The sequence below is a fragment of the Pseudomonas sp. PvP009 genome (assembly GCF_017832995.1).
Classification (GTDB): Bacteria; Pseudomonadota; Gammaproteobacteria; order Pseudomonadales; family Pseudomonadaceae; genus Aquipseudomonas; species Aquipseudomonas syringae.
The window spans coordinates 156,401-170,065 of record NZ_JAFIBG010000001.1 but is presented as its reverse complement, the minus strand read 5'-3'; the positions used below and the strand labels follow the sequence as shown (position 1 = coordinate 170,065).

General features: G+C 60.8%; 11 protein-coding genes. 3 read left to right on the top strand and 8 right to left on the bottom strand.

The window, feature by feature from the left end:
- Positions 1-110: 110 nt before the first annotated feature.
- Both JOE29_RS00730 and JOE29_RS00725 read right to left on the bottom strand, forming a co-directional pair.
- Positions 111-776 carry a fumarylacetoacetate hydrolase family protein gene (locus JOE29_RS00730; RefSeq protein WP_003316478.1) on the bottom strand — a complete coding sequence of 222 codons (666 nt, stop codon included), beginning with the start codon at positions 774-776 and terminating at the stop codon, positions 111-113.
- A gap of 66 nt (positions 777-842) precedes the next feature.
- Positions 843-2,237, bottom strand: a complete 1,395-nt coding sequence (locus tag JOE29_RS00725; RefSeq protein ID WP_029571842.1) for an FAD-binding oxidoreductase — start codon at positions 2,235-2,237, stop codon at positions 843-845.
- Between the two features lie 160 nt (positions 2,238-2,397).
- Here JOE29_RS00725 and serA point away from each other — a divergent pair, with 160 nt between their 5' ends.
- Positions 2,398-3,627: a phosphoglycerate dehydrogenase gene (gene serA / locus JOE29_RS00720; RefSeq protein WP_002555754.1), complete on the top strand. Its 1,230-nt coding sequence runs from the start codon at positions 2,398-2,400 to the stop codon at positions 3,625-3,627.
- Positions 3,628-3,865: 238 nt separating this feature from the next.
- Here the strand turns inward: serA and JOE29_RS00715 are convergent, their stop codons facing one another.
- Positions 3,866-4,303, bottom strand: a complete 438-nt coding sequence (locus tag JOE29_RS00715) for a DUF4399 domain-containing protein (RefSeq protein WP_003420188.1) — start codon at positions 4,301-4,303, stop codon at positions 3,866-3,868.
- Positions 4,304-4,441: 138 nt separating this feature from the next.
- Positions 4,442-5,077, bottom strand: a complete 636-nt coding sequence (locus JOE29_RS00710; protein ID WP_057406593.1) for a 2OG-Fe(II) oxygenase — start codon at positions 5,075-5,077, stop codon at positions 4,442-4,444.
- Positions 5,078-5,218: 141 nt separating this feature from the next.
- Here JOE29_RS00710 and JOE29_RS00705 point away from each other — a divergent pair, with 141 nt between their 5' ends.
- Complete coding sequence (locus JOE29_RS00705) at positions 5,219-5,971, top strand: DUF2059 domain-containing protein (RefSeq protein ID WP_003396772.1); 753 nt, start codon at positions 5,219-5,221, stop codon at positions 5,969-5,971.
- Between the two features lie 15 nt (positions 5,972-5,986).
- Here the strand turns inward: JOE29_RS00705 and JOE29_RS00700 are convergent, their stop codons facing one another.
- Positions 5,987-6,928, bottom strand: coding sequence for an alpha/beta hydrolase (locus JOE29_RS00700; protein ID WP_004415480.1), 942 nt, complete (start codon positions 6,926-6,928; stop codon positions 5,987-5,989).
- A gap of 269 nt (positions 6,929-7,197) precedes the next feature.
- Here JOE29_RS00700 and JOE29_RS00695 point away from each other — a divergent pair, with 269 nt between their 5' ends.
- Positions 7,198-9,585, top strand: a complete 2,388-nt coding sequence (locus tag JOE29_RS00695) for a penicillin acylase family protein (protein WP_044312443.1) — start codon at positions 7,198-7,200, stop codon at positions 9,583-9,585.
- 1,091 nt (positions 9,586-10,676) lie between these two features.
- On the opposite strand, the gene JOE29_RS00690 is transcribed toward JOE29_RS00695, so the two are convergent.
- From JOE29_RS00690 to potA, 3 genes are read right to left on the bottom strand one after another with little or no spacing between them, the layout of a single operon-like run.
- Complete coding sequence (locus JOE29_RS00690; RefSeq protein ID WP_003318275.1) at positions 10,677-11,558, bottom strand: ABC transporter permease subunit; 882 nt, start codon at positions 11,556-11,558, stop codon at positions 10,677-10,679.
- Positions 11,555-12,475, bottom strand: a complete 921-nt coding sequence (locus JOE29_RS00685) for an ABC transporter permease subunit (RefSeq protein WP_003420198.1) — start codon at positions 12,473-12,475, stop codon at positions 11,555-11,557. The genes JOE29_RS00690 and JOE29_RS00685 overlap by 4 nt, the downstream gene beginning before the upstream one ends.
- Positions 12,472-13,614, bottom strand: coding sequence for a polyamine ABC transporter ATP-binding protein (gene potA, locus JOE29_RS00680; RefSeq protein WP_003394418.1), 1,143 nt, complete (start codon positions 13,612-13,614; stop codon positions 12,472-12,474). Before potA ends, JOE29_RS00685 begins: the two co-directional genes overlap by 4 nt.
- Positions 13,615-13,665: the final 51 nt, after the last annotated feature.

The window sequence follows — 13,665 nt, the reverse complement described above, 5'->3', positions numbered from 1 at the left end:
ACAGGTGTGAAAAAAACGCAAAACCGACTGGACTATCAGTCACCCCACAAACAAAAGCCACCCGAGAGTGATCCCGTGTGGCTTTGGGCGCTGCCTGAAAGACTGTCGGCTTACCTGACGACGCTCTCGAAAGGCGTCTGCCCGACCAGTTCCAGCGCGATCTGGTCGCCGGCTTCAAACGGCCCGACACCGGCAGGCGTGCCGGTCATGATCAGGTCGCCGGCCTGCAGCGAGAAGTTGGCTGCCATGTGCTGGATCATCGGCACGATCGGGTTGAGCATCATGTTGCTGTTGCCGTCCTGAACCACCTTGCCATTGAGGGTCAGGCGGATACCGATGTCCTCCAGATCCGGGAAGGTCTCGGCGGGCACGAACGGCGGGATCACCGCAGCGCCGTCGAAACACTTGGCCAGCTCCCACGGCAGGCCTTTCTCACGCAGACGAGACTGGACGTCACGCAGCGTCAGGTCCAGACCAGGTGCAAAGCCGCTGATCGCGTCGAGCACCTCTTCACGCGACGGGCTCTTGCTCAGGGGCTTGCCGATCAACACCACGATCTCGGCTTCGTAATGCACCGAACCGCGGTCTGCCGGGATGGTGAAGCCACCCTCCAGCGCAACCACCGCGCTGCCGGGTTTCATGAACAGCAGCGGCTCGGTAGGCACCGCGTTGCCCAGTTCCTTGGCGTGTTCGGCGTAGTTACGCCCGATGCAGACCACTTTACCCAGCGGGAAGTGAATGTTGGTGCCATCGACATATTTGTGCTGGTAGCTCATGACGTCTCCTGAGGCTGTAAGAGGTAGCCTGCTTATTGTTGCGACGGATCAAATGGTTGCGACGGATCAAACGGCGAAGATTTTGCCGGGATTCATGATCCCGTTGGGATCGAACACCGCTTTCAATGCCTTCATGTATTCGATTTCGACCGGCGAGCGACTGTACGTCAAATAGTCACGCTTGGTCATCCCGACGCCGTGCTCGGCCGAAATCGAGCCGTTGTACTTTTCGACGGTCTCGAACACCCACTTGTTGACCCGGGCACATTTGACGAAGAACTCGTCCTTGTCGAGGCTCTCGGGCTTGAGGATGTTCAGGTGCAGGTTGCCGTCGCCAATGTGGCCGTACCAGAGCACTTCGAAGTCCGGATAGTGTTCGGCAACGATGGCATCGATTTCAGCCAGAAACTCCGGCACTTTCGAGACAGTGACCGAGATATCGTTTTTGTAAGGCGTGAAATGCGAGATGGTTTCGGAGATGTACTCGCGCAGCTTCCACAGGTTGCGTAATTGCTGTTCGCTCTGGCTCATCACGCCGTCCAGCACCCAACCCTGCTCGACGCAGTGCTCGAAAGTCGCCAGGGCCTGATCGGCGAGGTCTTCGGTGGTCGCTTCGAACTCCAGTAACACGTAGAACGGGCACGGCGTGTCGAAAGGCGACGGCACATCACCGCGCGCCATGACGCGGGCGAAGGATTTGTCCGAGAAGAATTCGAAGGCGGTCAGGTCGAGCTTGCCGTGAAAGGCATGCAGCACCGGCATGATCGAGTTGAAGTCGGAAGTGCCCAGCACCATCGCAGTGAGGTTCTTCGGCGCACGGTCGAGGCGCATGGTCGCTTCGACGACAAAGCCCAGCGTACCTTCGGCACCGATGAACAACTGGCGCAAATCGTAGCCGGTGGCGTTCTTGATCAGGTCCTTGTTCAGCTCCAGCAGGTCGCCCTTGCCGGTGACCACCTTGAGGCCGGCGACCCAATTGCGCGTCATGCCGTAGCGAATAACCTTGATACCGCCTGCGTTGGTGCCGATATTGCCGCCGATCTGGCTGGAGCCCGAAGAAGCGAAGTCGACCGGGTAATAAAGACCGTTTTCTTCAGCCAGTGCCTGCAATTGCCGGGTGATCACGCCAGGCTGACAGACCGCCGTGCGGTCGGTGAGGTTCAGATCCAGCACCTGGTTCATGTAATCGAACGAGACGACCACTTCACCGTTGGCGGCCACCGCAGCTGCCGAAAGCCCGGTGCGTCCACCCGACGGCACCAGCGCCACTAGCCGCTCATTGGCCCAGCGTACGATGGCCTGCACCTGTTCGGTGGTCTTGGGGAATACGATGGCCAGTGGCGCGGGGGTGAACTGCTTGGTCCAGTCCTTGCCGTACGTCTCCAGAGAACCGGCATCAGTGAGTACCTTGCCAGGGTCAACCAGGGTCTGCAGCTCATCAATCAAAACGCGATCGGTCATTGAATCAACTCTCGAACGATTCATGGGCATCCTGAGAACGGTTCACGTTCGGGATGAGGTTTCGCGGGGCTCATATGCTAGCATACGCCCCCCGCGAGTCGTGCCCAGAGCCGATCCGGCCACCCCCTGCCAATTTTCTTCGGGACACAGGTTTACGCAGATGAGCAAGACTTCCCTCGACAAGAGCAAGATCAAGTTCCTTCTTCTCGAAGGCGTCCACCAATCCGCTGTCGACGTCCTCAAGGCAGCCGGTTACACCAGCATCGAGTACCACACCAAGTCTCTGCCGGAAGCCGAACTGAAAGAAAAGATCGCCGACGCCCATTTCATCGGTATCCGCTCCCGTACTCAACTGACCGAAGAGCTGTTCGATTGCGCCAAGAAACTGGTTGCGGTCGGCTGCTTCTGCATCGGCACCAACCAGGTTGACCTGAACGCGGCGCGCGAGCGCGGTATCGCAGTGTTCAATGCGCCCTACTCCAATACCCGTTCGGTCGCCGAACTGGTGCTGGCCGAAGCCATCCTGCTGCTGCGCGGTATCCCCGAGAAGAACGCATCCTGCCACCGTGGCGGCTGGATCAAAAGCGCGGCCAATTCCTTCGAGATCCGTGGCAAGAAGCTGGGCATCATCGGTTACGGTTCGATCGGTACGCAGCTGTCGGTGCTGGCCGAAGGTCTGGGCATGCAGGTGTACTTCTACGACACGCTGACCAAACTGCCGCTGGGCAACGCCACTCAGGTGTCGAGCCTGAACGAGCTGCTGGGCATGTCCGATATCGTCACGCTGCACGTTCCGGAAACCTCGGAAACCCAGTGGATGATCGGCGAGAAAGAAATCCGCGCGATGAAAAAGGGCAGCATCCTGATCAACGCCGCGCGTGGCACGGTGGTCGAGCTGGACGCACTGGCTGACGCCATCAAGGACAAGCACCTGATCGGCGCCGCCATCGACGTGTTCCCGGTCGAGCCGCGCTCGAACGACGACATCTTCGAAAGCCCGCTGCGCGGTCTGGACAACGTGATCCTGACGCCGCACATCGGTGGCTCGACTGCCGAAGCGCAGGCCAACATCGGTCTGGAAGTGGCGGAAAAACTGGTCAAGTACAGCGACAACGGTACGTCGGTGTCCTCGGTCAACTTCCCGGAAGTGGCGCTGCCTGCGCACCCTGGCAAGCACCGCCTGTTGCACATCCACGAAAACATCCCGGGCGTGCTCAGCGAGATCAACAAGGTCTTCGCCGAAAACGGTATCAACATCTCCGGTCAGTTCCTGCAGACCAACGAGAAAGTCGGCTACGTGGTCATCGACGTCGACGCCGAATACTCCGACCTCGCCCAGGCCAAGCTGCAACAGATCAAAGGCACCATCCGCAGCCGCGTGTTGTTCTGATCAGAGCGCCGTGCCCACCCTGTGTGGGCACGAGCGATGGTCTTGCGGGCACCTATCGTTCCTCACACCACTCCAGCGTGGAAATGCAGTTCACGACGCTCCGCGTCGCAAGAGGACGCAGAGCGTCCAGAAAGGCATGCGACGCAGAGCGTCGCACGATAGTTGCGATAATCGTTCCTCACGCTCCAGCGTGGGAATGCCGTTCGTGACGCTCTGCGTCACACCAGCACTGACAGCCCTACTTCACATTGATGGTGATCTTCTTCGACTCGACCGAAGGGTTCAGCGGCATGTGGCCTTTGTCGCCCATCAGCAATTGCAGGGTGTGCTGGCCCGGCGGCAGGTTGATTTCGGTTTCGGTCTGGCCCTTGCCGAAGTGACGGATGTTGTCGCTGACCGGCAGTGGTGCATTCATCGACGGCTGGTCCTTCACGTCGATCAGCAGGTGATGGTGACCGGTCTCGGGAACATCGACACCCGCAGGCGCGACGCCCATGCCCTTGAGGCCGAATTGCACCTTGAACGGTGAAGTGACCGTTTCACCGTCCTTGGGCGAGATGATGTACACCTCGGCGCCTTCAGGGGCTGCGGTGCGTGGTATATCGGCGGCGCTGGCCAGCATGGATGCGCTGAGCAACAGGCCGGCGACCATCGTTCCAGAAAATAAGGATTTCATGATTGCTCCGGCTGCAGTTGGCGTAAGTCGACCCTCACACGACGAATCCGTCGGTTCAGGAGTGCTCACGATAGACCGCAGTCCGGCTCAATGGCTCATTACGTTGATGAAACTGTTTTCATGAACGCAGCCTGCAGGTCACTGGAACAGCTCGTTACCCCGGCGTCTGAACCACCCCGTCAGTGACAGGCGATCACGATTGGCGGGCATGACTTCGTGGGGAATTTCGCCGGACAGAAAGACCACCAGGCAGCCGCCCGTAGGCTGAACGTCGTAAGCTACCTCGTCCTTGAGGTACATGCGCAACTGACCGCCGTGCTCGGGCAGCCAGGCGTTGTTGAGGTAGAGCACCGCCGACACCATGCGCCTGTCGTCATCGCGGAATCGGTCCACATGCCTGAGGTAGCGGGCACCCGGCGGATACAGCGCGAAATGGCTTTCGTAATCTTCCAGCCCGAGGAAAAGGCCGCGATTGAGCGCCTGACGCAAACTGTCCATCAGCTCGAGATAGCGGTCGCAGCACTGCACCTGCCCCGGCTCGAGCCACTGGATGCGGTCGCCACGAATCCCCTCGCGTATTTCCAGCGCGGTTCCCTTGCCAATCGCGGCCGGCTCGAGCTCGCCTTCGGCCGCACGTTTGCGGCACTCTTGCTCAAGTTCCAGAGTCAGAGCTTCGGGCAGGAAAATATTCTGCTGCGACCAGCCGTTGGCGGCCAGATCGTCGACGATTCGTAACAGCAGTGGGTGGTCAGAGGGTATGCGCATGGCGTGCATAGTATCCATAAGCCCTGAAATCGGACAGAGGCTTATACAGGCGGCATCACACGCATGAGATTTCATTCACCGAAGCCACTCATAACTCGACAAATCCACGCCAACACCGGGAGAATAGCGGCCTGCCGACAGGAGTCCCCAATGCGTCGTTTGTTTGTTTTGCTGTTGATGTTCTGCACCTCACCTGCCTGGGCAGACAGCTACGATCAGTTGTACAAGTCTGCAGGCTGGCCGGAACAGCGCGCGCATTTCAACGATGCCCTCAAGGCTGCCCAACAGCGTTACAGCAACAACCTGCCGCCCGCGGTTTATCAAGCGCTGGTCAACAACAGCAATCAGCGTTTCGCCCCCCAGGCCATGGACCAGCGCGCCTCGAAGCGCCTGCGTGAAAGCCTCAAGGACCCTGCCCCGTCGCTGCAGTTTTTCCAGTCACCGCTGGGCCGCAAGATCGTCAATGCCGAGCTGACCGCCACCCGCGCCGATCAACTGGCCAAACATGCCCATGGGCTGCCGCATATCGAAGCGGACGCGACGCGTCAGTTGTTGATCGGCCATCTGGCCCAGGCGCTGCCTGCCAGAGAGGCCGGCGCGGAAGTCAGCCTTGCCATCGCAGGCGTTGCCGCAGACAGCCTGAGCCAGATGATTCCCGGCCTGCTCGGTGGAGGCCAGGCGCAGGGCATGCTCGAAGGCCAGCGCGAGCGCCTGATGGCGCAGATGAGTGCTGATCTGAACAACACGCTGCTGTACGTCTATCGCGACCTGTCGGACCCTGAGCTCGAAGAATTCTCGACCTTCGCCGAGTCGCCGGAAGGCAAAGCCTATTACCAGGCCGCTCTGGCCGCGATTCGTGCCGGCCTGGCCGTCGGACAGAGTGCGTCGAGCCTCAATCCCTGATCATCACCAGAACGCCTAGCGCAAGCGCCCTTTCAGAAAATCAAAGTACCGAGCCCGCAGCTCTGGCGTTTCGTTGGCCAGATGATGCCGGGCGTGCCCGAGCATCAGAATCTGCGGCTGGCTGAACTTGTCTTTCAGGATCGCCAGATTGTGCGACCAGTCGACCGTCATGTCCGCCTCGCCCTGGATGATCAGTGGGCTGCGCAGGCTGCGCGGCGCGCTTTCAACACGCACGATCCATTGCGCCAGCGCGCCGACCCAGGCCGTGGGCAGTCGCAGCGGCTGTAACGGATCGGCCATCAGAAAAGGCAGGAACGCGGGTGCATTGGAGTTTTCGGTGAAACGGCGGGCAATGCCGTTCACGAACGGTTTGAGCAGGTGATAACTCAGACGCGACCAGCCCCAGGCGCGCGGCCTGACCAGCGGCGCCAGCAGGATCACCTCCCCCTGCGCGGGCGAATCTGCCCCCTGATGAAGCAGGTGATCCGTCACGATGGCACCGCCCATGCTTTGGCCGCACAGGTGCCAGGGATGTGGCAGCCCAAGGCCTTCGGCTTCGAGCAGCAGGCGTTGCAACACCAGCTGATACTCAGAGAAGTCATTGATGCAGGCACGACTGCCGCTCGACAGACCATGCCCCGGCAGGTCGCAGGCGATCACGGCAAAGCCCTGCTCCAGAGCCCACTCGATCACATGCCGGTACAACCCCATGTGGTCATAGAAGCCGTGAAACAGAAACAGCGTGGCGACCGGGCTGTCAGGCAGCCAGACCTGCCCGACCACCTCGTAGCCCGCCACATCGAGGCGCCCCAGCCAGCTGCGTATGACGTTCTCGCCACACAGTCCGGCAAGACCGTAGAAGCGCTGATAGGCCAGTCCTTCCATGGAAAGCGGATCAATAACGCTCAGCGGCAGCAGGCTGGCACGCAGGTTATCGGGGTCGAACGTGGCGGACATGTGGTTTCCAGATTTCAACAAATGGCTCGTAAAGTTGTGTAACGATATTCTTCTGTCTGCCACGGCATGGCAAGCTAAGCCGCTGTAATCGCAGACATCTGTCATTGAACGTGCACATTACTGTCTGCACACTGGGCCGTGCTTGCGAGCTCGCCCGCCCGAATTCGCCCTGAAGCCGCTTCAAACGGCTCTTGTGTCGGGTTTCATCGAGTCAACTGCGTCACAACGATAGTCTCCATTCCTGCCTACGCCATTTACAGAGAAACCGGATGAAACGCAGCCTCTTCATTCTAGCCATCATCATCGCCCTGCTTGCAGGTGTCGCGGGCTGGTACGTAAATAGCAAGTTGCCGGTACGCGACGGCGAGATCGCCATGAGCCGTCTTCAGGCCCCCGTCACCCTGAGCTACGACGAGCGTGGCGTGCCGCACATCCGCGCCGAGAACGAAGCCGACCTTTACCGTGCGCTGGGCTATGCCCATGCTCAGGACCGGCTGTTCCAGATGGAAATGCTGCGTCGCCTGGCACGCGGCGAGCTGGCGGAGGTACTGGGGCCGAATCTGGTCGAGACCGACAAACTGTTTCGCACCCTGCGCATTCGTGAACACGCGGACGCGTATGTCGCACGTCAGGACAAGAACACCCCGACCTGGAAAGCGCTGGAAGCCTACATTGACGGCATCAACCAGTATCAGGACACCCATGCAAGGCCGATGGAGTTCGACGCACTGGGCATCCCCAGACGACGCTTCACCACAGAGGACACGGTCAGCATCGCCGGCTATCTGGCTTACAGTTTTGCCGCGGCGTTCAGAACCGAGCCGCTGCTGACCTACGTGCGCGATCAGCTTGGGCCGGAGTACTTGAAAGTCTTCGACCTGGACTGGCACCCGGACGGCATGCTCGACTCGAAACCGGCACTGGCCGACGCCGACTGGAAGGGCCTGAATCAGCTGGCGCAGTTGAGTCACAAGGCGCTTGAAGACGCTGGCCTGCCGCAATTCGAAGGCAGCAACGCCTGGGTGATTTCCGGCAGCCGTACGCAAAGCGGCAAGCCGATCCTGGCGGGTGACCCGCACATTCGCTTCTCGGTGCCTTCGATATGGTACGAAGCGCAGCTGTCTGCGCCGGGCTTCGAGCTGTACGGGCACTTTCCGGCGCTCAACCCGTTCGCGCTGCTGGGCCACAACATGGATTTCGGCTGGAGCCTGACCATGTTCCAGAACGATGACGTGGACCTGATTGCCGAGAAGACCAACCCGGATAACCCGAATCAGGTCTGGTACCACGGGCAATGGACGGACATGAAACGCTCAGAGCAGCAGATCGCCGTCAAAGGCCAGGCCCCGGTCACACTGACGCTGCTGGAGTCGCCGCACGGCCCTATCGTCAATAACGTGATGGGCAAGAACGCCGACCAGACACCTATCGCGATGTGGTGGTCGTTTCTGGCGTCTGCCAACCCGGTGCTGGACGGTTTCTACGAGGCTAACCGCGCCGATACACTGGACAAGATGCGTAGCGCAGCCGAGAAGATTCAGTCGCCGGGCCTCAATATCGTCTGGGCCAACGCCAAAGGCGATATCGGCTGGTGGGCGGCGGCGCAACTGCCGATCCGTCCGCAGGGCGTCAACCCCAGTTTCATTCTGGACGGCAGCACGGCACAGGCCGATAAGCTCGGCTTTTACCCGTTCAGCGCCAACCCGCACGAAGAAAACCCGGCGCGTGGCTACATCGTGTCGGCCAACTTCCAGCCGCAGTCGCCGACCGGCATGCCGATTCCCGGCTACTACAACCCGGCCGAACGTGGCCAAGAGCTGAACCGGCAACTGAGTGACTCCAGCATCAAGTGGGACTTGGCCGCCAGCAAAGCGCTGCAACTGGGCACGCAGACCGACTATGCACCGAGCATTCTCAGGCCATTGATTCCGGTACTGCGCAGCGTTGTCAGCGACCCGGACGAACGGGCACTCGTGGAGCGACTGGCCAGCTGGAAAGGTGATTATCCCGTCGATTCGGTGGGTGCCACGCTGTTCAATCAGTTCCTGTTCGACCTGACCGAAGAGACCTTTCACGACGAATTGGGCGACGCGATGTTTGAAACCCTGCTGTCGACCCGCGTGCTGGACGCCGCCCTGCCGCGCCTGGCCGCCGATGCCGATTCGCCGTGGTGGAACAATCGCAATTCACCCCACGAAGAAAGCCGCGCCAACACCGTCAAGGTGGCCTGGCGCGCCAGTGTTTCGCATTTGCGGTCGCTGTACGGCACCAACCCGGACGAATGGGTGTGGGGCAAGGCGCATACCCTGACTCAAGCCCATCCGCTGGGTTCACAAAAGCCGCTGGACATGATTTTCAACGTCGGCCCTTACGCAGCGCCGGGTACGCACGAAGTGCCGAACAACCTGTCGTCGAGCATCCGCCCCGCCCCGTGGCCAGTCGGCTACGGCCCCTCGACCCGCCGCCTGATCGACTTCGCCGACCCGGCGCACAGCCTGGGGATAAACCCGGTAGGACAAAGCGGCGTGCCGTTCGACAAGCACTATTCCGATCAGGCCAAAGCCTTCGTGAACGGCGAGTACCTGCCACAGCGCTTCAGCGAGAAGGACATTGCCGAGCATACGGAAGGGGTTTTACGGTTGGTGCCGGGGGCTTAGCGATACTCTCTGTGCCGAGCCCGGAAATGGGGCTTCTGCCCGGAGGGCGTGGGAGCGAACTTGTTCGCGAACTGTCGGGAACCGACAGTGAAACCGTCACGTACGGTACATCAGGCACAACCGAGGTCGCTGGTTTGGCTGCCGGTCCCCGGCAGTTCGCGAGCAAGCTCGCTCCCACGCCCTACGGGCAGAATCAAGAGCGGGCTTGTGTATCGCGCATGATCAGGCTGCTTCCAAGGGTTTTACGGCTGGTGCCGGGGGCGTAGCGATACTCTCTGCGCGGGCCCGGAAATGGCGCTTCTGCCCGGAGGGCGTGGGAGCGAACTTGTTCGCGAACTGTCGGGAACCGACAGTGAAACCGTCACGTACGGTACATCAGGCACAACCGAGGTCGCTGGTTTGGCTGCCGGTCCCCGGCAGTTCGCGAGCAAGCTCGCTCCCACGCCCTACGGGCAGAATCAAGAGCGGGCTTGCGTATCGCGCATGATCAGGCTGCTTCCAAGCATTTTGCGGCTGGCGCCGGGGGGCGTAGCGATACTCTCTGCGCGGGCCCGGAAATGGCGCTTCTGCCCGGAGGGCGTGGGAGCGAGCTTGCTCGCGAACTGTCGGGAACCGACAGTGAAACCGTCACGTGCGGTACATCAGGCACAACCGAGGTCGCTGGTTTGGCTGCCGGTCCCCGGCAGTTCGCGAACAAGTTCGCTCCTACGCCCTACGGGCAGAATCAAGAGCGGGCTTGTGTATCGCGCATGATCAGGCTGCTTCCAAGGGTTTTACGGCTGGTGCCGGGGGCTTAGCGATACTCTCTGCGCCGAGCCCGGAAATGGGGCTTCTGCCCGGAGGGCGTGGGAGCGAGCTTGCTCGCGAACTGTCGGGAACCGACAGTGAAACCGTCACGTGCGGTACATCAGGCACAACCGAGGTCGCTGGTTTGGCTGCCGGTCCCCGGCAGTTCGCGAACAAGTTCGCTCCTACGCCCTGCGGGCAGAATCAAGAGTGGACTTGCGATCAACGTCTTCGCGAGCAAGCTCGCTCCTACGCCCTACGGGCAGGATCAAGAGCGGGCTTGTGTATCGCGCATGATCAGGTCTTCACGCCGCCGGAGCACGTCTCGGATCAGGCTGTTTCCAGGCGTCTGCCGCGCTTTCCTCGATAGCCTGCTGGATCGCACGCTTGCGGTTGTTTTCGGCGCGGCGGGTGAAGAACCAGACCAGGAAGGTCGCCAGTGACACGGCCAGCAGGATCAGGCTCGCCACTGCGTTGATTTCAGGCTTCACACCCAGGCGCACGGCAGAGAACACTTCCATCGGCAAGGTCGTCGAGCCGGGCCCGGAGACGAAGCTGGCGAGTACCAGGTCGTCCAGCGACAGCGCGAAGGACATCATGCCCCCGGCTGCCAGCGATGGCGCGATCATCGGGATGGTGATCAGCAGGAACACCTTCCACGGACGGGCGCCCAGGTCCATTGCGGCCTCTTCGATCGACAGGTCCAGCTCACGCAGGCGCGCCGAGACCACCACCGCCACGTAGGCCGCACAGAACGTCGTGTGCGCGATCCAGATGGTCATGATGCCGCGTTCCTGCGGCCAGCCGATCAATTGCGCCATGGCCACGAACAGCAGCAACAGCGACAAACCGGTGATTACTTCCGGCATGACCAAAGGAGCCGTGACCAGCCCGCCAAAGAACGTGCGGCCTTTGAAGCGGCTGATGCGTGTCAGCACAAACGCCGCCATGGTCCCCAGCGCCACCGCAGCAACGGCGGTGTAGCAGGCGATTTCCAATGAGCGCATCACCGAGCCCATCAGTTGCGAGTTGTCCAGCAGGCCGACGTACCACTTCACCGACCAGCCGCCCCAGACCGTCACCAGTTGCGAGGCGTTGAACGAGTAGATGACCAGAATCACCATCGGCGCATAGATGAACAGCAAACCCAGCACCAGCATCAGGTTCGAGAATCGAAAGCGGTTCATGCCTTGCCCTCCAGTTCTTTGGCCTGACTGCGGTTGAACAGGATAATGGGCACGATCAGCACCAGCAGCATGATGACCGCCAGCGCCGAAGCAACCGGCCAGTCACGGTTGTTGAAGAATTCCTGCCACAGCACGCGGCCGATCATCAGGGTTTCCGGGCCGCCGAGCAGCTCGGGAATCACGAACTCGCCCACCACCGGAATGAATACCAGCATGCAGCCGGCGATCACGCCGTTCTTGGACAGCGGCACGGTGATTTTCCAGAAGCTGTTGAAGGTGCTCGAGCCCAGATCGGAGGCGGCTTCCAGCAGGCTGGTGTCGTGCTTCACAAGGTTGGCGTACAGCGGCAGGATCATGAACGGCAGGTAGGAATAGACCACGCCGATGTACACCGCCAGGTTGGTATTGAGGATCTGCAACGGCGTGTCGATCAGCCCCAGCCACATCAGGAACGCATTGAGCAGCCCGTTGTTGCTGAGGATACCCATCCAGGCGTAGACGCGGATCAGGATCGCTGTCCAGGTCGGCATCATGATCAGCAGCAACAGCACCGTTTGCAGGTCCTTGCGCGCGCTGGCAATGGCGTAGGCCATCGGATAGCCGATCAGCAGGCACAGCAAGGTGCTGATGAAGGCCATCTTCAGCGAACCCAGATAGGCCGAAACGTACAGATCGTCGCCGCTGAGCAAAGTGTAGTTGGCGAAGTTGAGGACCATCTGCAGCTTTTCATCGGCGTAGCTGAAGATTTCGGTGTACGGCGGGATCGCGACGTCGGCCTCGGCGAAGCTGATCTTGAGCACGATCAGAAACGGCAGAGCAAAGAACAGGAACAGCCAGAGGAACGGCACGCCGATGACCATCTGCCGCCCGTTGGGCTTTATGCGCTCGAACGCGCGCTTGATCTTGCGCATTTTCATGAGCGCAGTACCACGCCGCTGTCGTCTTCCCACCAGACGTAGACTTCATCGCCCCAGGTAGGCCGCGCGCCTTGACGCTCGGCGTTGGCGACGAACGACTGAACCAGCTTGCCGCCCGGCAGCTCGACGTAGAACACCGAATGACCACCCAGATAGGCGATGTCGTGGACCTTGCCGCGCGACCAGTTGTATTCGAAGCCTGGCTGCTCGGTGGTGATCAGCAGTTTCTCCGGACGCAGTGCGTAGGTGATGTGCTTGTCTTCCACCGACGTACTGACGCCGTGGCCGACATAGATATTGCGCTCCAGCTCGGGGCTGCGGATCAGCGCATGGGCTTCCATGTCTTCGATCACGTCACCTTCGAACAGGTTGACGCTGCCAATGAATTCGCAGACCAGACGGCTGGTCGGGGTCTCGTAGATGTCGATCGGGCTGCCGATCTGCGCGATCCAGCCCAGGTGCATGATCGCGATGCGCTCGGCCATGGTCATGGCCTCTTCCTGATCGTGAGTCACCATTACGCAGGTCACGCCGACGCGCTCGATGATCTCCACCAGTTCCAGCTGCATCTGCGACCGCAGTTTCTTGTCCAGCGCGCCCATCGGCTCGTCGAGCAGCAACAGCTTGGGCTTTTTGGCCAGCGAACGGGCCAGGGCCACACGCTGACGCTGACCGCCGGAGAGCTGATGCGGCTTGCGCTTGGCGTACTGGGTCATCTGTACCAGCTTGAGCATCTCTGCCACGCGGGCTTCGATTTCCGGCTTGCCCAGCTTGTCCTGCTTGAGGCCGAAGGCGATGTTGTCCGCCACGGTCATGTGCGGGAACAGCGCATAAGACTGGAACATCATGTTGATCGGGCGTTCGTACGGCGGCATGTCGGTGATGTCGACACCGTCGAGGTAGATGCGCCCCTCAGTCGGCCGTTCGAACCCGGCCAGCATGCGCAGCAGTGTCGATTTGCCGGAGCCAGAGCCGCCAAGCAGGGCGAAGATCTCGCCCTTGTTGATCTGCAGGGACACATCGTCCACCGCGATCGTCTCGTCGAACTTTTTCGTGACCCGATCAATCTTGACCAGCACCTCTTTGGGTTGCTGACCGCCTTCGATGGCTTTCTTGTAGGCGCCGGAGGCAACTGCCATGGGTGAAACTCCCAACAGGTAGGCAACCCGGCCCATATGGCCGGGTGCTGG